Origin of the sequence: Haloferax sp. ATCC BAA-644 (assembly GCF_000336975.1) — an archaeon.
Classification (GTDB): Archaea; Halobacteriota; Halobacteria; order Halobacteriales; family Haloferacaceae; genus Haloferax; species Haloferax volcanii.
Genome location: NZ_AOLF01000034.1, coordinates 51,813 through 70,258 on the forward strand (window position 1 = coordinate 51,813; position 18,446 = coordinate 70,258).

At 66.3% G+C, this 18,446-nt stretch carries 16 protein-coding genes and 2 pseudogenes; 15 read left to right on the top strand and 3 right to left on the bottom strand.

The genetic code is table 11. The features are described from left to right. Positions 1 to 14: 14 nt before the first annotated feature. A complete protein-coding gene (locus C458_RS14980; RefSeq protein ID WP_049897074.1) occupies positions 15 to 1,199 on the bottom strand; it encodes a hypothetical protein in 1,185 nt (394 codons plus the stop codon). Between the two features lie 146 nt (positions 1,200 to 1,345). On the opposite strand from C458_RS14980, the gene C458_RS14985 reads away from it, so the two are divergent. Both C458_RS14985 and C458_RS14990 read left to right on the top strand, forming a co-directional pair. Beyond that, positions 1,346 to 2,737, top strand: a complete 1,392-nt coding sequence (locus C458_RS14985) for a hypothetical protein (RefSeq protein WP_008576988.1) — start codon at positions 1,346 to 1,348, stop codon at positions 2,735 to 2,737. Positions 2,738 to 2,776: 39 nt separating this feature from the next. Beyond that, complete coding sequence (locus tag C458_RS14990) at positions 2,777 to 3,259, top strand: type IV pilin (RefSeq protein ID WP_008579688.1); 483 nt, start codon at positions 2,777 to 2,779, stop codon at positions 3,257 to 3,259. A gap of 38 nt (positions 3,260 to 3,297) precedes the next feature. Here C458_RS14990 and C458_RS14995 read toward each other — a convergent pair whose 3' ends face one another. Continuing rightward, positions 3,298 to 3,921 carry a methyltransferase domain-containing protein gene (locus tag C458_RS14995; RefSeq protein ID WP_008576991.1) on the bottom strand — a complete coding sequence of 208 codons (624 nt, stop codon included), beginning with the start codon at positions 3,919 to 3,921 and terminating at the stop codon, positions 3,298 to 3,300. Between the two features lie 154 nt (positions 3,922 to 4,075). Between C458_RS14995 and ahaH the strand changes: the two genes are divergently transcribed. The 12 genes and pseudogenes from ahaH (at position 4,076) to C458_RS15050 (ending at position 15,598) form a co-directional block, all read left to right on the top strand. Then, complete coding sequence (ahaH, locus tag C458_RS15000; RefSeq protein WP_004044613.1) at positions 4,076 to 4,408, top strand: ATP synthase archaeal subunit H; 333 nt, start codon at positions 4,076 to 4,078, stop codon at positions 4,406 to 4,408. Next, positions 4,395 to 6,596 (top strand): V-type ATP synthase subunit I, encoded by a 2,202-nt coding sequence (locus C458_RS15005; protein ID WP_049908254.1) that lies wholly within the window; start codon positions 4,395 to 4,397, stop codon positions 6,594 to 6,596. Before ahaH ends, C458_RS15005 begins: the two co-directional genes overlap by 14 nt. Before the next feature lie 174 nt (positions 6,597 to 6,770). Continuing rightward, complete coding sequence (locus tag C458_RS15010) at positions 6,771 to 7,028, top strand: F0F1 ATP synthase subunit C (protein ID WP_004044611.1); 258 nt, start codon at positions 6,771 to 6,773, stop codon at positions 7,026 to 7,028. A gap of 21 nt (positions 7,029 to 7,049) precedes the next feature. Then, on the top strand, positions 7,050 to 7,634 hold the full coding sequence (locus tag C458_RS15015; protein ID WP_004044610.1) for a V-type ATP synthase subunit E: 585 nt from the start codon (positions 7,050 to 7,052) through the stop codon (positions 7,632 to 7,634). Continuing rightward, positions 7,631 to 8,677: a V-type ATP synthase subunit C gene (locus C458_RS15020; protein WP_008576997.1), complete on the top strand. Its 1,047-nt coding sequence runs from the start codon at positions 7,631 to 7,633 to the stop codon at positions 8,675 to 8,677. The genes C458_RS15015 and C458_RS15020 overlap by 4 nt, the downstream gene beginning before the upstream one ends. Further along, a complete protein-coding gene (locus C458_RS15025) occupies positions 8,674 to 8,994 on the top strand; it encodes a V-type ATP synthase subunit F (protein ID WP_004044608.1) in 321 nt (106 codons plus the stop codon). Before C458_RS15020 ends, C458_RS15025 begins: the two co-directional genes overlap by 4 nt. Before the next feature lie 6 nt (positions 8,995 to 9,000). Next, positions 9,001 to 9,468, top strand: a pseudogene (locus tag C458_RS18945) (V-type ATP synthase subunit A); the annotation flags it as partial. A 65-nt stretch (positions 9,469 to 9,533) separates the two neighbouring features. After that, positions 9,534 to 10,715, top strand: a pseudogene (locus C458_RS15030) (V-type ATP synthase subunit A); the annotation flags it as partial. A gap of 4 nt (positions 10,716 to 10,719) precedes the next feature. Continuing rightward, positions 10,720 to 12,126 (top strand): ATP synthase subunit B, encoded by a 1,407-nt coding sequence (locus C458_RS15035; protein ID WP_008576998.1) that lies wholly within the window; start codon positions 10,720 to 10,722, stop codon positions 12,124 to 12,126. Positions 12,127 to 12,255: 129 nt separating this feature from the next. Next, the gene (locus C458_RS15040) at positions 12,256 to 14,232 is read left to right on the top strand and encodes a bacterio-opsin activator domain-containing protein (protein ID WP_008576999.1); all 1,977 of its coding nucleotides are present in this window, start codon (positions 12,256 to 12,258) and stop codon (positions 14,230 to 14,232) included. A 198-nt stretch (positions 14,233 to 14,430) separates the two neighbouring features. After that, on the top strand, positions 14,431 to 15,132 hold the full coding sequence (locus C458_RS15045) for a V-type ATP synthase subunit D (protein ID WP_008577000.1): 702 nt from the start codon (positions 14,431 to 14,433) through the stop codon (positions 15,130 to 15,132). A gap of 82 nt (positions 15,133 to 15,214) precedes the next feature. Beyond that, a complete protein-coding gene (locus C458_RS15050; protein ID WP_006600749.1) occupies positions 15,215 to 15,598 on the top strand; it encodes a DUF6276 family protein in 384 nt (127 codons plus the stop codon). A gap of 59 nt (positions 15,599 to 15,657) precedes the next feature. Here the strand turns inward: C458_RS15050 and prf1 are convergent, their stop codons facing one another. Further along, a complete protein-coding gene (gene prf1 / locus C458_RS15055) occupies positions 15,658 to 16,902 on the bottom strand; it encodes a peptide chain release factor aRF-1 (RefSeq protein WP_008577001.1) in 1,245 nt (414 codons plus the stop codon). Positions 16,903 to 17,056: 154 nt separating this feature from the next. Between prf1 and minD the strand changes: the two genes are divergently transcribed. Next, positions 17,057 to 18,446: cell division ATPase MinD (minD, locus tag C458_RS15060; RefSeq protein ID WP_008577002.1), on the top strand; the 1,390-nt coding region annotated here is incomplete at its 3' end.

Below are 18,446 nucleotides of genomic sequence, written 5' to 3' on the forward strand. Positions count from 1 at the left end.
ACGCCGTCGCCCGATTACTCCTCGTCTTCGTCCTCGTCGGGCAGCGAGATGAGGTTCTCGCGGCCGAGACGCAGCTTCTCGACGCGCTCCTCGTCGGCCATCGCCGACAGGAGCTGTGAGACCTTGGCGTCGGACCAGCCGGTCTCCTTGACGATGTTCGCCTGCTTCATCCGCCCGCCGCTCCGTTCCAAGAGGAGTTCGACCCGCTCTTCGTCCGAAAGCAGGTCGAGGTCGACGTCGACCTCGTCGCGCTCCTCACCGTCGTCGTCGTCCGGTGCGGACTCGTCGGCCGGCTCCGGCGTCGGCTCCCGTCGCGGTTCGGAGCTCACCGACGCTCCGGCCGGCTCCGCCCCGCTCGGCCCCCGCCGTGTGAACAGGACGACGCCGGCCACGAGCACCGCGAGGACGACCGCACCGCCGCCGACGAGCGTCCACGGAATCGTCTGTTCCGGGCCCGTCGAGACGTACGTCACGCTCAACTGCTCGGTCGACTCGAAGGTTCGCGGCCCCTCGACGACGACGGCGTTGTTCTCGAGCGGGATGTCCGTGTCGCTGACGGCGTACCCCGGCGGCGTCTGAATCGTGAGGTTCTGATTCGACCGAAGCGACGTGAGCCACGTCCCGTCGTCACCGGCCGAGAAGGCGTCGCCGACGCGCAGCCCCTCGCTGGTCTGTTCCGCGAAGTCCGTCCACGTGAACGTCAACACGAGGACGCCGGTCTCGTTTTCGACGTAGCCTCTCGTCGTCGCGTTCTGAACCGCCATCGACCGGCCGGTCTGCCCGGCGGCCGTCTGACTGACGCGTTCGAAGAACGCCGCGTCGGGACCGGCGTCGGCGGTTCCCTGCTCGTACTCCCGTGCGAACTCCTCGAACGCCGCGGTCTCGTTTTGCGTCTCGAGCTCGTAGCGCGTCTCGACCCGCCAGTTCGCGGAGCGATCAGCGCGTAGTTGAATCGAGATCTCCGTCTCCGGTGACCGTTCGAGCGTCGTCTGTTGGGCGGCGAGCGGTCCGCGGCCGAGCTTCGCGAGCGTCGCTGTCTCGTCCGCGTCCGCGCTCGAATCGGTGACATCGGTGTCGGGAACGCCGGCGACCGCGTCCGCGCTCTGCGTGCCGGCCGCGGCCACGTCCGTGGCCGTCACTGGGACTGCGACGCCGGCGACGATGGTGAGGAGGGCAACGATGAGGGCGGCGCTCCGCATATACGTAAATCCGTTTCGTCCGGCGATGAAAACGCTTTCCATCGATTCAACAGCGTCAGACGCCGTCGAGAGACGCCCCCGTCGTCGCCGTCGTCGACAGCAGCAAGAGGGTCATTTTAGTACTGCCCCCGTGTACCCTCACGGCGATGAAGGCCCTCCCACTCGTCGTCGTCATGCTCCTCGTGGCGTCGCCGGTGCTCGGCGCGGTCGGTCCGACCGACGGCTCGTCCCACTCGCCGGCGCTCGATGGGGCGACCCACGCACAGGTCGAGTCGCCGTCCAACGAGACGATTCACGTCCTCGATATCCCGTCGTCGGAGCTGGTCCGGTCGACGGTCGAAGCCCACCACGTCGACCTCGGTCCCTCTCTCGACTTCTCCGCGCTCAGGGCCGGCGGGCGGATTCAGACGGGGGCGTCTATCGAGCGCATCGAGTCCGCGAGCGACGACAGCACCCGACAACAGCTCATCCTCGACGAGCTAAACGGCATCGAGCAGCGCGCAATCGCGCTCCAGAGCGCACAGCGCTCCGTCATCGAACGGTTCAACGACGACAACCTCACCGCGCGAGAGCTCCTCATCGAACTCGCGCGAATCGACGCCGAGGCGCGGGCGCTCAACGAGCGGCGCGTCGCCCTCCGTGACGTCACGAGCCGAACGTCGGACTTCTCGATTAGCTCCGGGCGGCTCGCGGCGCTCGAACGCGAACTCGACACGTTCACCGGCCCCGTTCGGACGCACGCGGTCGCGGTCATGACCGGCGAGGCCGACGCCGCGCGGTTCTCCGTGCGGACGAGCGAGACCGGGGTCGTCCTCAGCGTCGTCGCCGACGGCGAGTACGTCCGCGAGGCCTACCGCGCGGACCTCCGCGACCGCGACCAGCGCACGGTCACCTACGAGGAGGCGCTCGACATCGTCGCGGAGAACTACCCGACCATCTACTCCAGCCGCACCGCACAGAACGGGACCAACGTCATCAGTGCCGGCGACAGCCACCGCGTGCGAATCAACTACAACTACGGACAGTTGACGGCGTACGTTGACACCGGAAGCGGACGCGTGTTCAAGGAGTCCCAGACGCGTCCCCTCAGGTCGATTTCGACCACCGCCACCGCCACCGGGGTCAGAGACGGGCTGGCGCTCACCGTCGACCGGACCTACCCCGGCGGACCGCTCCGCATCCAGTTGAACGAAAGCGAGACGGGCGACCCGGTCGACGCGAACGTCACGATTGGACTCGAAGCCAGCCAGGAGAGCACGCTGTTGGGTCACACCGGCTCCGACGGGACGCTCTGGACCGTCTCGCCGTCAGCGCCCTACACCGTCACGGTCATCAAGGGCAACTCGGCGGTCGTGCTCACGGCTGATCCGACGCCCACGCCCCCCCTCGCGGCGAACCCAACCGCCACGGAAAACGACACGTCCCCGACGGTCACGTCGACGCCGACCGAATCGACCGAGTCGCCCGGCCCCTCCCGGAGGGTCCCGCAAGGCGCACCCGGCGACTCGCCAACGGTCGGTTCTCCGACGGTCAGCTGACCGGAGCTTCTTATCCCATGACGGGACCACCCCGTCTCGATGCCTCGTCAGTTCCGCCGCTCGACCCGCGGCTCGTCAGTACTCATCGGGAGCGTGCTCCTCATCGGTCTCGTGGTCGTCATCGCGGCCGCTGTTGGCGCGGCGGCGTTCGACGCGGCCGACGCCTCGCCGACGCCGACTCGACCCACGGCGCTGTCGCTCGGGGTCTCGGGTGACACGCTGTCGCTGACTCACGAGGGCGGCGCGCCGCTCGACGTGGACTCGCTCGCGGTTCGTATCTCGGTGGACGGTGAGTCGCTCGCGCACCAACCGCCCGTGCCATTCTTCTCGGCCAGCGGGTTCCAACCCGGTCCGACCGGCCCGTTCAACGCCGCGGCCGACCCCCGGTGGACCGTCGGTGAGACGGCGACCCTCGAACTCGCGGGGACGAACGACCCGACTATCGAGCCGGGTGCGACGGTGACCGTCCGCGTCTTCGACGGCGACACGCCGGTCGCGGCGCTCGAAGCGACGGCGTCGTGAGTCGGTCGCGACGACGAGCCGACCGCGGCGGTCAGCGATTATTCCTCGGGTGCGCGCGCGATGGTGACGATGGCCCGCGGGCTCCCCGGCTGGCGTTGGAGGATGTGGTGTTCGATGTCGACGAAGCCGGCGGCCTCGAACATCCGGTCGGCCTCCTCCTCGTCGTAAAACAGCATGATGGCGTCCGCAAGCTTCTGGAAGACGCCGGATTTCGGGTCGTCGGGGCCGACGACGAGCACCTTGCTCCCCGGTTTCACCACGCGGCGGAACTCTTCGAGCGCGGTGACCGGGTTCGGCCAGTACTCGATGGAGCCGGACGACCAGATAACGTCGAACGAGTCCTCAGCGAAGGGGAGCCGCTCGGCGTCCCCGCGGTAGAACCGGACCTCGTCGCGCTTGCCGAACTTCTCCCACGCCTTCTGCATCTGGTGGATGCTCTGGTCGAGACCGTGGACGTCGTCGGTGTAGCGGAGCAGTCCCTCGGTTCCGAAGCCGGTGCCACAGCCCACGTCGAGGACGCGGTCGCCCTGCTGGATGTCGAGCATCTCCAGCGCCTCGTCGCGCATCTCCTCGTTCCAGATGAACGGGTTCACCCGGTCGTACACCTTCGAGAGGTACTTGTAGAACAGGCGGGCCCGCGCTTTGTTTTCGAGGACTCCCATCGCGCCGGGATTAGAACTCGCCGATGATAACGGTGCGGATTCGCCGCGCCGGTCGGCGTTCGAGGGGGTAAATCGTCGCGTTTTCCGAGCGTCTGTCACAGACTTTCCGCAAACACCTTATACAGCGCTTGTGCAACGTTCCTGTGATACGAGTATGCCGAGACAAGAGGTTCTCGAACGAATCAAAACGGCCGAGCAGGAGGCCGACGACATCGTTGAAGAGGCCGAGGCCGAACGTGAGGAGCTCGTCGCGGAGGCGCGTGAGGAAGCCGATGAGATTCGCTCCGAGGCCGAAGAAGAGGCCGCAGAGCTCGAATCCGAGCGTCTTCAGGAGGGACGCGCGGACATAGAGACGGAGCGGGAACGCATCCTCGAAGAAGGCGAGGACGCCCGCGACGAACTGGTTGCCGAGGCGGAAGACCACATCGACGACGCGGTCGAGTTCGCCATCGGCAAATTCGAGGAGGCGGTGGATGCTCAGACCTGAGCAGATGAGCAAGGTCTCGGTGACCGGTTCTAAGGGCGTCATGCCCGAGGTCATCGAGGCCGTCCACGACCTCCGACTGCTGCACGTCACCGAATACGACGGCTCGTGGCAGGAGGAGTTCGGATTCGAGACGGGGTCGCCCATCGAGGGCGCTGAGAGCGCGTCCGATAAGCTCGTCACCGTCCGCTCGCTCAAAAGCATCCTCGGGGTCGAAGACACGGACTCCGGCCGGCAGCGCATCGTCCCCGACGACGCGCTCGGGGAGCCCCTCGAAGAGATTCGAGCCGAAGTCAATGAACTGGACGACCGCCGCTCCGAGCTCGAAAACGAGCTCCGCGCGGTGGACGAAGAAATCGACGCGATGGAGCCGTTCGTCGACCTCGGACTCGACCTCGACCTGCTTTCGGGGTACGACACCCTGCAGGTCGTCGTCGGACAGGGGAAGGTCGAACCCGTCGAGCGCGCCGTCGTCGACGCCGACGACATCAGCGCCTACGAGATTTTCTCGGGCGAGCGCACGCACGCCGTCTTCGGTCGGCCGGTCGACGGTGCCGACGAGATGGCGCTCGCCGACGCGCTGGTCGGCGTCGAGTTCGCCACGCTCGAAGTCCCGGACGCCTCGGGAAGCCCCGAAGAGCACATCCGCGACCTCGAACAGCAGAAGCGCGAAACCGAGTCGAAGCTCGAAACCGTCGAATCCGAGCTCCACGACATCGCCGTCGAGGAGGGCGAGTTCCTCCTCGCCGCCGAAGAGCGACTCGCAATCGACGTCCAGAAGACGGAAGCGCCGCTTTCGTTCGCGACGACGGAGAACGCCTTCGTCGCCGAGGGCTGGATTCCGACGGAGCGCTACAACACGTTCGCGGGCACGCTCAAAGACGAGGTCGGCGAGCACGTCGCCGTCGAGGAGCTCGAACGCGCCGAGTTCTCGCGTGACGGACACGACCACGCGCGAGAGGACGTCACCGAGACCGGCGGCACGGCCGCCGTTACCGACGGCGGAACGGTCTCGATGTCCAGCGACGACCCGCCGGTCGTCCAGAAGAACAGCGGCGCTGTCAAGCCGTTCGAAATCCTCGTGCAGGCGGTTAACCGCCCGAACTACTACGAGTTCGACCCGACCATCATCCTGTTCCTGACGTTCCCGACGTTCTTCGGGTTCATGATCGGTGACTTCGGGTACGGTGTCATCTACACCGCCATCGGCTTTTTCCTCTACTCGAAGTTCGAGGACGGTGCGCTCAAGAGCATGGGTGGCGTCACCCTCGCCGCGGGGCTGTTTACGACGTTGTTCGGCATCCTCTACGGCGAGATATTCGGCTTCCACCTCATCACCCAGTACTTCTGGGAAGGAATGCTCGGGCTGTCGCACCCGCCCATCGAGAAGGGACTGTCGCCGGCCACCTCTGAGTGGGCCCTCGGTTGGCTCACCGTGAGCGTCGCCGTCGGTATCTTCCACATCAACGTGGGGTACATTCTCGACTTCTTCGAGAACTACGAACTCCACGGCGCGAAGGAGGCGGTCCTCGAAAGCGGTTCGTGGATCCTCATGCTGAACGGCCTGTGGATCTGGATCTTCAGCGACGCGCTCGGTGGCGTCCCGCCGGAGTTCCTGTTCACCACGTTCGCGGCTGACGGGCTCATCCCGCTCGGCTTCTCCGGCTTCTCGTACACTGTCGGCTGGATCGGCCTCGGGCTGTACTTCCTCGGCGCGGGGCTGCTCGGGACGGCCGAACTGGCCGAACTCGTCGAGTTCGCCGCCCCGCTTTCGAACGTCCTGTCGTACACGCGTCTCGGCGCGGTCCTCATCGCGAAGGCGTCGATGGCGTTCGCCGTCAACCTGCTCGTCTTCGGCGTGTACGTCGACGACCACGGCGGCTGGCACTTCGGGCTCGGCGGAATGCCCGACGCTGCTGCACTCGAAGCGGCAGGAACGGTGAGCTATCACGGCCACGAAGTGACCGAGATTCTGTTCGGCGGCATCTTCCACACGGGTGCCGCGGGCGTCGTGGGCGGACTGCTCGTCCTCGTCGTCGGTCACCTGGTCGTCCTCGCGCTCGGCGTCACGAGCGCCGGCTTGCAGGCCGTGCGTCTCGAGTACGTCGAGTTCTTCAACAAGTTCTTCGAGGGCGGCGGCCGCGCGTACAACCCGTTCGGCTACGACCGCGAGTTCACGACCGAAGACTAACCCTCATCGTCGATTCTTTTTTGACTTTTGTCCGCTCGGAGCGACTGCTTTTTGCAATGACGACGATTCCGCCGCCGTAGGCAGACCGCTCCAGACGTTTTGGGAACCTTTATGATACGGCTAACAGCACATACGGACGTTCGGAGACGACAATCCGGTACTCAGGAACACACAATGATTGAAGCAATCGAACCCCTCATGACTGCACTGCAGAGTGAAGCCGCTTCCTCGCCCGCTATCACCGCCGACGCCGCGGCGGCCCTCTCCGTCGGTATCGCCGCCTTCGCCGCAGGCTATGCGGAGCGTGGCATCGGCTCCGCCGCGATGGGTGCCATCGCGGAAGACGACGACCTCTTCGTCAACGGGCTGGTCCTTACGGTTCTCCCCGAGACCCTCGTCATCCTCGCACTGGTCGTTGTCTTCGCGGCCTAAGCACCCCCTCTCTTTCCCATTATGAGTTTGGACAACGTCGTTGAGGACATCCGAGACGAAGCCCGCGCACGCGCAGAGGACATCAGGCAGGACGGCCAGGAACAGGCAGACGAGATCGTCGCCGAGGCCGAGGCCGACGCCGAAGAGCTCCTCGAATCGCGGAAGGCGGACGTCGAGCAACAACTCGAACGGGAGCGCGAACAGGCGCTCTCCAGCGCGAAGCTCGAAGCCAAGCAGGCCCGACTCAGCGCCCGTCGTGACGTGCTCCAGCGCGTCCGCGAGCAGGTCGAACGCGAACTCGCCGAGCTGGAAGGCGACCGTCGCGAAGAGCTCACCCGCTCGCTGCTCGACGCGGCGGCGGTCGAGTTCGAAGACGCAGACGAAGTCTCCGTCTACGGCCGCGCCGACGACGAGGAGCTGCTTTCGAGCATCCTCGAAGACTACGACGGCTACGAGTTCGCCGGCGAGCGCGACTGCCTCGGTGGCGTCGTGGTCGAGGGGTCGAACTCGCGCGTCCGGGTGAACAACACCTTCGACTCGGTCCTCGACACAGTCTGGGAGGACAACCTGAAGGAAGTGAGTGCGCGACTGTTCGACGACCAATGAGCACTACCGGCGGCTCGAATCCCGAATACGTCATCGCTCGCGTTCGAGCGCGACGTAGTGCCCTGTTCGGCGACGAGGAGTACCGCAAACTGGTCCGCATGGGACCGGCCGAAATCGCCCGGTTCATGGAGGAATCGGAGTACGAAACCGAGGTCAACGCGCTGGGCAGCCGTTTTTCCGGCGTCGACCTCATCGAGTACGCGCTGAACCAGAATCTGGCGAAGCAGTTCAACGATATCCTCGACTGGGCAGACGGCCGCCTCTACGACCTCATCGCGCGGTATCTCCGCAAGTTCGACGCGTGGAACGTGAAGACGATTATCCGCGGTCTCTACTCCGGTGCGTCCCGCGAGGAGGTCGAATCCGACCTCATCCGCGCCGGCGAGTTCGACGACCGCCTCATCTCGCGACTGCTCGACGCGGGCGAGATAGAAGAGGTCGTCAGCGTTCTCTCCGGCACCATCTTCGGTGACGGCCTCGCGGCCGCCTACGAGGAGTACGAGGAAGTCGGCGTCCTCGTCCCGCTGGAGAACGCGGTCGACCGCGCCTTCTACGAGCAGTTGCTCGACGACCTGGTCGTCGGCGAAGAGGCAAAGCAGTACCGCGAGTTCCTCGAAGCCGAAATCGACTTCCGAAACGCCCGCAACGCGCTCCGCATCGCTCGCAGCGGTGCCGACCTCGACCCCGTCGACTACTTCATCGAGGGCGGCACGCTGTTCCGCGCGACGGAGCTCGCGTCGCTGGCGACCAGCCCGGACGAGCTGGTGTCGAAAATTCGTGACAGCCGATACGGCGACCGCCTCTCGGCGGCCCTTTCGGACCTCGAAGCGGCAGACAGCCTCATCGGCTTCGAGCGCGCCCTCGACGCGGCGCTCTTGGAGTACGCGGACACGCTCGGTTACGTGTTCCCGCTTTCTGTCACGCCAATCGTCTCGTACATCCTCGCCAAGGAGCGCGAGGTTGACAACATCCGGGCCATCGCCCGCGGCCGCGAAGCCGGGCTGGACCCCGATGCAATAGAAGCGGAGCTGGTCATCCTATGAGCCAGGAAATCGCAGTTATCGGCAGTCCGGACTTCACCACGGGCTTTCGGCTTGCGGGCGTCCGCAAGTTCGAGAACGTCCCGGACGAAGCGAAGGACGACGAACTCGACGAGGCCGTGACGCGGACGCTGGAGGACGAGGACGTGGGCATCATCGTGATGCACGAAGACGACCTCGACCACCTCTCGCGCAACGCCCGGCAGTCGGTCGAGCGCAGCATCGAGCCGACGCTCGTGACGCTCGGCGGCTCCGGCGGCGCGAGCGGCCTCCGTGACCAGATCAAGAGAGCAATCGGTATCGATCTGATGGACGAATAACCAAACATGAGTCAGGCAACACAAGATTCCGTTCGCGAGGACGGTGTCATCGCAAGCGTGAGTGGTCCGGTCGTGACCGCCCGTGGCCTCGACGCCCGCATGAACGACGTCGTCTACGTCGGCGACGAAGGGCTGATGGGCGAGGTCATCGAAATCGAGGGCGACCTCACGACTATTCAGGTGTACGAAGAGACCTCCGGCGTCGGTCCCGGCGAACCCGTCGAGAGTACGGGCGAACCGCTGACCGTCGACCTCGGTCCGGGGATGATGGACGCCATCTACGACGGCGTCCAGCGTCCGCTGGACGTGCTGGAGTCGAAGATGGACTCGGCGTTCCTCGACCGCGGTGTCGACGCGCCGGGTATCGACCTCGACGAGAAGTGGGAGTTCGAACCCACCGTCTCCGAGGGCGACGAAGTCGCCCCCGGCGACGTCGTCGGGACGGTCCCCGAGACCGTGACCATCGAGCACAAGGTCTGTCTCTTATACACATCTCTGATGGNCTCCCTCGCGCCATCAGAGATGTGTATAAGAGACAGCACCGGGAGTGGCCGGTGCGTCAGGCGCGCCCCGCCGCGGAGAAGAAGACCCCGCGCGAACCCCTCGTCTCGGGGCAGCGCATCCTCGACGGTCTGTTCCCCATCGCGAAGGGTGGAACGGCAGCGATTCCGGGGCCGTTCGGCTCCGGGAAGACGGTCACGCAGCACCAGCTCGCCAAGTGGGCCGACGCGGACATCGTCGTCTACGTCGGCTGCGGCGAGCGCGGTAACGAGATGACCGAGGTTATCGAGGACTTCCCGGAACTCGACGACCCGAAGACCGGGAACCCGCTCATGGCTCGGACGTGCCTCATCGCGAACACGTCCAACATGCCCGTGGCAGCCCGCGAGTCCTGTATCTACACCGGCATCACCATCGCGGAGTACTACCGCGACATGGGGTACGACGTTGCGCTCATGGCCGACTCCACCTCCCGGTGGGCAGAGGCCATGCGCGAGATTTCGTCGCGTCTCGAAGAGATGCCCGGCGAAGAGGGGTACCCCGCGTACCTCGCCGCGCGTCTCTCCGAGTTCTACGAGCGCGCCGGCTACTTCACGACCGTCAACGGCGAGGAAGGCTCCGTCTCCGTCATCGGCGCGGTTTCGCCGCCGGGCGGCGACTTCTCCGAGCCGGTCACGCAGAACACCCTGCGTATCGTCAAGACGTTCTGGGCGCTCGACGCGGACCTCGCAGAGCGCCGTCACTTCCCGGCCATCAACTGGAACGAGTCGTACTCGCTCTACCAAGAGCAGCTCGACCCGTGGTTCGTCGAGAACGTCGAGGACGACTGGGCCGAAGAGCGCCAGTGGGCCGTCGACGTGCTCGACGAGGAGAACGAACTGCAGGAGATCGTTCAGCTCGTCGGTAAGGACGCCCTGCCGGAGGACCAGCAGCTGACCCTCGAAATCGCTCGCTACCTCCGCGAGGCGTACCTCCAGCAGAACGCGTTCCACCCGACGGACACGTACTGCTCCCCCGAGAAGACGTACGGAATCCTCACCGCCATCCACACGTTCAACGACGAGGCGTTCAAGGCGCTCGAAGCCGGCGTCCCCGTCGAAGAGATTCAGGCCATCGAGGCGGCTCCCCGGCTGAACCGCATCGGTGTGCAGGAAGACTGGGAGGCGTACATCGAGGACCTCAAAGCAGAGATCACCGAGCAGCTCCGCGAGCTGTACTGAGACCATGAAGGAATACCAGACCATCACCGAAATCAGCGGCCCGCTGGTGTTCGCCGAGGTCGACGAGCCGATCGGTTACGACGAAATCGTCGAAATCGAGACGCCCCAAGGCGAGACCAAGCGCGGACAGGTCCTCGAATCCTCCGAGGGCCTCGTCGCGATTCAGGTGTTCGAAGGCACGACCGGTATCGACAGGAACGCGTCCGTCAAGTTCCTCGGCGAGACCCTCAAGATGCCCGTGACCGAGGACCTCCTCGGGCGCGTGCTCGACGGGTCCGGCCAGCCCATCGACGGCGGCCCCGAGATCGTCCCCGACGAGCGTCGGGACATCGTCGGCGCGGCAATCAACCCCTACTCCCGCGAGTACCCCGAGGAGTTCATCCAGACCGGCGTCTCCGCCATCGACGGCATGAACACCCTCGTCCGCGGCCAGAAGCTCCCCATCTTCTCCGCGTCGGGGCTTCCCCACAACGACCTCGCGCTCCAGATCGCCCGTCAGGCGACGGTGCCCGAGGACGAAGACAGCGGCGAAGACTCGGAGTTCGCAGTGGTCTTCGGCGCGATGGGTATCACGCAGGAAGAGGCCAACGAGTTCATGGAGGACTTCGAGCGCACGGGTGCACTCGAACGCTCCGTCGTCTTCACGAACCTCGCGGACGACCCCGCAGTCGAGCGGACGGTCACGCCGCGACTCGCGCTGACGACCGCCGAGTACCTCGCGTTCGACAAGGACTACCACGTCCTCGTCATCCTGACCGACATGACCAACTACTGCGAGGCGCTCCGCGAAATCGGCGCGGCTCGCGAAGAGGTCCCCGGTCGCCGTGGCTATCCGGGTTACATGTACACCGACCTCGCACAGCTCTACGAGCGTGCGGGTCGCATCGAGGGCCGCGAGGGGTCTGTCACGCAGATTCCCATCCTCACGATGCCGGGTGACGACGACACGCACCCGATTCCCGACCTGACCGGCTACATCACGGAAGGGCAGATCTACATCGACCGCGACCTCAACTCGCAGGGCATCCGCCCGCCGATCAACCCGCTTCCGTCCCTGTCGCGTCTTATGGACGACGGTATCGGCGAGGGCCTCACCCGCGAGGACCACGCCGACGTGTCCGACCAGATGTACGCGGCGTACGCGGAGGGTGAAGACCTGCGCGACCTCGTGAACATCGTCGGTCGCGAGGCGCTGTCGGAGCGCGACAACAAGTACCTCGACTTCGCAGAGCGCTTCGAAGCCGAGTTCGTCAACCAGGGCTTCGACACGGACCGGTCCATCGAGGACACCCTCGACATCGGCTGGGACCTCCTGTCGACGCTTCCGAAGTCCGAGCTCAACCGTATCGACGAAGAGCTCATCGAGGACTACTACGACGAAGACGCCGAGTCGGTCGAAGCGGAAGCCTAGACCGCGGCGAACGCCGCGTTCGTCCCTCGGTTCGATTCTCCGCTTCTATTCGCGACGCTCGCCTCCCGAGCCGCGCGGCCGCGCGTCGCCCGCGAGAACTTCCTTACGTCTCGGCCACGACGACTCCGCATGGACGCCACCTCGTCTTCCACTCGCGTCCTCGCGGTCGTCGGTCCCGCCGTCGACCGGGAGCGACTCGTGGACGCGCTCTCGCCGCTTTCGGTGTCGGTCGCCCCCTCGGTCGACGCGGCCGGCCGGCGCGCCGAGGCCGAATCGGTCGACTGCGTCGTGCTCGGAACCGACCGCCTCGCCCACGTGAACGCGGTCCACGGTGCGCTCGCGGTTCCGCTGGTCGTCGTCGTCCCGCCCGACGGCGACCTCTCGGCGGCGGCCGCCCGCGACGCGGGCGCGGCCGACGTGGTCCCGGTCGTCGACTCGAACCTCTTCGAACGGCTTCCAGAACGGGTCGAAAGCGCCGTCGCGTGGCGTCGCCGCGGCGCGGCGGCCGCGAGCAAGATCACGGAGGACCTGAAGGAACAGGCGATAGACGAGGCTCCGGTCGGCATCACCATCGCGGACTGCTCGCTGCCCGACCGACCGCTCGTCTACGTCAACGAGGCGTTCGAGACGATGACCGGCTACTCGGCCGACGCGGCGCTGGGGCGGAACTGCCGGTATCTTCAGGGGCCGAACACTGACCCCGAGCGAGTCGCCGCACTCCGCCGCGCTATCGAGGCCGAGGAGTCGGCGTCGGTCGAACTGCTGAACTACCGGGCGAACGGCGAGACGTTCTGGAATCGGGTCGATATCGCGCCGCTGAGCGGGCCGGACGGCGAGGTGACGCACTACGTCGGCTTCCAGACGGACATCACCGAGCGCGTGCGCGCGGAGGCGGCCGCCGAGCGCTACGCCGCCAGAGTCGACGAGGAGCGCGCGCGCCTCCAGACGCTCGTCGAGCACATCGAGGGGCTGTTGGCGGACGTGACGAGCGCGCTCGTCCGCGCCGAGAGCAGACAGGAACTCGAAGCGGCCGTCTGCGACCGCGTCACCGCCGCGGGGTCGTTCGACTGCGCGTGGGTCGGCCACTGCGACCTCTCGCCGGCGGTCATCGTTCCCAACGAGCGGGCCGGAACGGACACGGAGTTCCTCGACGGCCTCGAAATCAGTCGGTCGAATCCCGACGACCCCACCGCTCGCGCCGCGGAGTCGCGGGCCGTCCAGTCGGCGGCCGTCGGCGACGGCAGCGTCCACGCCGAGGCGCTCGTCCCGTTCGACTCCGTCATCGCGGTCCCGTTGGTCCACAGCGGGACGCTCTACGGTGTCCTGACAGTCTACACCGATGTCGCGGAACTCGACGAGCAGGTCCGAGTGGTGTTCGAGACGCTCGGGCGGGCGGTCGGCGCGGCCATCGACGCCTTCGAGAGCCGGCGGTCACTGCTGTCCGACGAGCGGCTCGAACTCGAACTCGACGTGCGCGACGAGACCCAGCCGTTGGTCCGACTCGCCGTCGCGGGCGACTGCGAACTCTCGTATCGCGGTTCGGCCCAACACGACGACGGGACCGTGAGCCTGTTCGTCTCGACGCACCCCGCGACCGAGTTCGAGGAAGCCGACACCGACCTCGACGGCCTTCGAAGCGTCGATGTTCTCCCCCGCGGCGACGACGCGGAACTCTACGAGCTCACCTTCGACGACGGGTCGCTCCTTCACCTCGTCGCCGACGCGGGCGGGCGGCTCGTCGACCTCGAAGTAGACCGCCTCGGCTGTCGGCTCACGGTCATCATTTCCGACCGCGTGGCGGGCCGGGCGCTCCTCGACGACTTGCAGACGGTCGCGGCGGACGCCGAACTCCGCTCCGTCACGAATCGGTCGGAACCGCCGGAGGCGCGCCGCGAGTTCGTCGCGAGCGTCACCGACGACTTCACCGACCGACAGCAGTCGGCGCTCCAACTCGCCTACCTCGGCGGCTACTTCGAGTGGCCCCACGCCGTCACCGGCGAGGAACTCGCGGAGACGATGGGCGTCTCGCGGGCGACGTTCCACCAGCACCTGCACGCCGCGGAGCGCAAACTCATCTCACGATTTTTCGACAGCGACCCATACTAGTCGGGCGGCTCCGGTTTTCTGACGGTCGCTCAACGGCTACCGTCTCCGGTGCGCCGACTCCAGCACCCGTGGCGACCTGCGGACTGAATCTCGGCTCCGACCCGCGGACGTGACACTTCCAAGCACGCCCGATTTCGCCCGGTCCGGCCGGCCAGACAGTAAAAGATTAACACCCCAGGCGAACAACCCCCGGCAACGATGGCCGAAGACGTCAAGCCGACCCGCAAGAACTTGATGGCGATCGAAGATCGCATCGAACTCTCCGAGCGGGGCCACGACACGCTCGAACAGAAGCGTGACGGGCTCATCATGGAGTTCATGGACATCCTCGACCAGGCCCAGGACGTGCGGGCCAACCTCAATCAGGACTACGAGCGCGCGCAGAACAAAATCAACATGGCCCGCGCCATGGAGGGCGACGTGGCGGTCCGCGGCGCGGCCTCCGCGCTGAAGGAGTACCCCGAAATCACGACGCAGTCGAAGAACATCATGGGCGTCGTCGTCCCGCAGATCGAGTCCTCGCGCGTGAAAAAGAGCCTCGACCAGCGCGGCTACGGGCTGCTCGGCTCCTCGGCCCGCATCGACGAGGCCGCGGACGCCTACGAGGAACTCCTCGAATCCATCATCCTCGCCGCGGAGGTCGAGACGGCCATGAAGAAGATGCTCGAGGAAATCGAGACGACGAAGCGCCGCGTCAACGCGCTCGAATTCAAACTGCTCCCGGAGCTGTACGAGAATCAGGAGTACATCGAACAGAAGCTCGAAGAACAGGAGCGCGAGGAGATTTTCCGCCTGAAGAAAATCAAGGCGAAGAAGGAAGAAGAAGAAAAGGAAGAACGCGCCGCGGAGAAGGCGGCGGCCGACGCGGACGCAGACGCGGAAGCGGCGACCGCAGACTGACCGGGGCCGCCTGTTCTCTCTCGACTCCTCTCTCGGTCGGGTCTCCGACCGTTTTTCATCCTATCGGCGCGTAGAGCGTCTCATGTCCTGTCCCGACTGCGACGGCGACCTCGCCGTCTTCGCGGTGCCGGAACCGCTCGAATCCCACGCGCCCGAGGCGGCGCTGACCGTCGGGTTGTGCGCCGACTGTCTCCGACTGCACTCGACCGAGGCACCGCCGAGCGACGGAGCGTCGCGGCCGCTCGCGGGCGCGCTTCCCGACGGCGACGCGGGCGCGGCGGTCGCGCTCCTCGTCGGTATGCTCGACTCGCTCGCGCTCAACCGCGCCGGTATCGTCGATTGCGTCGAGTTCGCCGAGCGGTCGGGCACCGACGTGCACCTCACGCTCGACCGGCTCCAGCAGGCGGCGACGGCCCCCCACTTCGACGTCGCTCGCCGGCAGCGCCAGTTGGACGCGTTTCTCTGAGTGCCGTCGCTCCGTGCCGTCGAACGCGTGGCGCGCGAAGACGCCGAGGAGGAGGTCGCTTAGACGCCGGTGGAGTACCGGAGGATGCCGGCGATGCCACCGAACGCGTCGTAGAGCTGTTCGCCTTTCTCGAAGTCGGTGCTGATGAACTTCGTCTCGGTGCCGCGCTGGTCTGCGAGGTCCATGAGCCACTCGATGACGTCCTCGCGGTCTTTCAGTTCGGCCTCCGAGCCGCCCTCGCACTCGTGGGTTGGCGTGTCGTGACGGTGGTCGACGAGTTCGTACTCCTCTTGGCCGTCGCAGTCGTAGACGGCGATGTCTTTCCGCAGGTCCTCGGAGATGAGGAGGCGGTCGACCGACCCCATCACGAGGTTCTTCCGGGTCGCCTCGAACCCGTAGGTGGACTCGTTGCCGCGGTGGAGCTTCTCGAAGAACTCCTCCATCTGCTTTTTGTCCTTGATGACCTCTTGGTCGGCCAGCGCGTCCTGCCCGGCGTCGACGAGGTCGTAGAGGCCGGACTCGTCGGTGTAGGCCACGTCGAACTTCCCGACGACGAGGTCCTGCAGTTCGTGGTGGAGGTAGTCGCCGTCGAGGAACTCGTCTTTCGTCGGCGAGGGGCCGCCCACGAGGATGCCGTCCATGTCGTGGCGCTTGGGGACGAACAGGTCGTTGGCCATGCCGGCGACCTCCTGGTAGAAGTTGTCGATGGCTTCGAGGCGGAGGCGGGCGAAACGCTGGGCCGACTGGCCACCTTTTCGCTGCTTGCCGGGGACGAGCGACGAGGCGCTCTTGACGGGTTCGACGCGCTTGCCCTTGAGCCAGCCGACGTTGGCCTCGCGGCGGTCGAGGACGATGAGGCCGAACAGGCCCTTGTCCATGAGCATATCTTCGAGCGGCCCGGTGAGGAAGTTCGAGTCGCAGTGGTACCGGAACGACTGAATCGGCTCCGGCGGGCTTTCGAGTACCTTGGTGACCATCGTCGTCTGGCCGCCGCCGGCGTCGACCGCGCCGGAGAACATCACGATGCCGTTGTCCGGCGGGAAGTTCCCGTAGTACCGGAGTCGGTCCTTGATGCTCGTCAGGGCGTCTTGGACGTTCGTTCGCGTCTGCTTCGATTTGATGTTAGACGCTTCGCTGTGCTCCGTGATGACGTGTTCGACCACGTCGGATATCTGCTTGTCTTCGGGGATGTAGATGGTGACGAGCTGCGTTCCCGACCCTTCGTACTCTCGCAGGTCCTCGATGACCTTCTTGAATTCGTACTTTCGGCGGTCCTCGCTCGCCTCCTCGGCGTCGCTACTCATCACTCCACCTAGTCCCTCCAGCGGCTAAGTAACCTTTGACTGGTCACGTTCCGCGGTATCCCGCCGCACGAGCCGCCCTACGACCCGACTTCGAGACGAGCGCGGTCGGAGAACATTTATGTTGCTGTCACGGGTGGACTTCGACGTTGGAATTATGGCCCGGGTGTACGCAGTTGCCAGCGCGAAAGGCGGGGTTGGAAAGACGACGACCACGGCCAACCTCGGGACGACGCTCGCGATGGCCGGTCACGATGTCGTCGTCGTCGACGGTGACCTCGGGATGCCGAATCTCGCCGGCGCGCTCGGCGTCGACCCGGATGGGGCGACGCTTCACGACGTATTGACAGGCGAGGCGGCGGTCGAGACCGCCGTCTACGACGGACCGGCGGGACTCTCGGTGCTCCCCGGCTCGAACGCGCTCGAAGCGTTCGCGACCGCGAACGCCAAGGAGCTCGAACCGATCATCTCGACGCTCGAAGCGAGCTACGACATCGTCATCATCGACACCGGTGCGGGGCTGAGCGACGACACGTTCGTCCCGCTGAAGCTCGCCGACGAGGTCATCCTGGTCTCCACGACGGAGCGCGAGGCGCTCGGTGACACGGAAAAGACCCGACAGCTCGCAGACCGCATCGGTGCCGACGTGGTCGGCGTCGTCCTCACGCGCGTCGACCAGTCGAAGCCGAACGCCGACGTGGTCGCTTCGCTCCTCGATACCGGCGTCATCGCTGTCGTCCCCGAGTCCCCGGCCATCCGCGAAGCGCTCAGCACGCGGGACCCGGTCGTCGTTCACTCGCCCGACAGCATCGCGACCGCGGGGTATCGCGCGCTCGCCGAGGCGCTCACCGGAACGCCGGTCCCGGTTCCGGGTCTGGACGACGAGACGGACGAGGCGGACGCGGGAGACGAAGCGGACGCGACTCCCAAACCGGCGGACGCCGCCGACCCGGCACCCGACCCCGACCCTGACCCCGACTCGGACTTCGTCGAGGACAGCGGCGACGGGGTCGACGACGGAGCCGCTCCGGCGGATCCCGAACTCGAATCGGAGGCGGAACCGAACGTCGAAGCCGAACCCGAGGAAGAATCGACTGTCGAGGCCGAACCGGAGGCGGAACCGACCGCCGAGGCCGAACCGGAGGCAGAACCGACCGCCGAGGCCGAATCGGAGCCAGCAGTCGATTCGGACACCGACGACGACCTCGCGGCGTCGATTCCGTTTTCCGCCGGCACCGTCGAGGAGCCGGACGACCCCGCGGAACCCGACCCTGCCGACGGTGCGGACGCGTCCGAGTCCGCCGCAGACTCCGCCGTGGACTCCGCGGTCGACCCCGGCGACGACGCGCCGGCCGACCCGTTGGCCGCCGACGCGTCCGACGACCCGGTACTCGCGGACTCCGACCCGGTCGGCGACGAGGAGTCCGACACCGACCCGCTGGCGGCTGACCTCGACGCGGTCACCCGCGGGACGCCGGCTGCTGACGAGGAGACGGTCGCCGTGGCCGACGACGAAGTCGTTTCGGACGTCGACGCCGACACCGACT

Bases quoted from the DNA above. Each gene is read 5' to 3' on its own strand.
- C458_RS15040 (WP_008576999.1), top strand. From the start codon at position 12,256: ATGGACGCCACCTCGTCTTCCACTCGCGTCCTCGCGGTCGTCGGTCCC.
- C458_RS15045 (WP_008577000.1), top strand. From the start codon at position 14,431: ATGGCCGAAGACGTCAAGCCGACCCGCAAGAACTTGATGGCGATCGAA.
- C458_RS14990 (WP_008579688.1), top strand. From the start codon at position 2,777: ATGCCTCGTCAGTTCCGCCGCTCGACCCGCGGCTCGTCAGTACTCATC.
- C458_RS15005 (WP_049908254.1), top strand. From the start codon at position 4,395: ATGCTCAGACCTGAGCAGATGAGCAAGGTCTCGGTGACCGGTTCTAAG.
- ahaH (WP_004044613.1), top strand. From the start codon at position 4,076: ATGCCGAGACAAGAGGTTCTCGAACGAATCAAAACGGCCGAGCAGGAG.
- C458_RS15050 (WP_006600749.1), top strand. From the start codon at position 15,215: ATGTCCTGTCCCGACTGCGACGGCGACCTCGCCGTCTTCGCGGTGCCG.
- C458_RS15035 (WP_008576998.1), top strand. From the start codon at position 10,720: ATGAAGGAATACCAGACCATCACCGAAATCAGCGGCCCGCTGGTGTTC.
- C458_RS15025 (WP_004044608.1), top strand. From the start codon at position 8,674: ATGAGCCAGGAAATCGCAGTTATCGGCAGTCCGGACTTCACCACGGGC.
- C458_RS15015 (WP_004044610.1), top strand. From the start codon at position 7,050: ATGAGTTTGGACAACGTCGTTGAGGACATCCGAGACGAAGCCCGCGCA.
- C458_RS15020 (WP_008576997.1), top strand. From the start codon at position 7,631: ATGAGCACTACCGGCGGCTCGAATCCCGAATACGTCATCGCTCGCGTT.
- C458_RS14980 (WP_049897074.1), bottom strand. From the start codon at position 1,199: ATGCGGAGCGCCGCCCTCATCGTTGCCCTCCTCACCATCGTCGCCGGC.
- C458_RS15010 (WP_004044611.1), top strand. From the start codon at position 6,771: ATGATTGAAGCAATCGAACCCCTCATGACTGCACTGCAGAGTGAAGCC.
- prf1 (WP_008577001.1), bottom strand. From the start codon at position 16,902: ATGAGTAGCGACGCCGAGGAGGCGAGCGAGGACCGCCGAAAGTACGAA.
- C458_RS14985 (WP_008576988.1), top strand. From the start codon at position 1,346: ATGAAGGCCCTCCCACTCGTCGTCGTCATGCTCCTCGTGGCGTCGCCG.
- C458_RS14995 (WP_008576991.1), bottom strand. From the start codon at position 3,921: ATGGGAGTCCTCGAAAACAAAGCGCGGGCCCGCCTGTTCTACAAGTAC.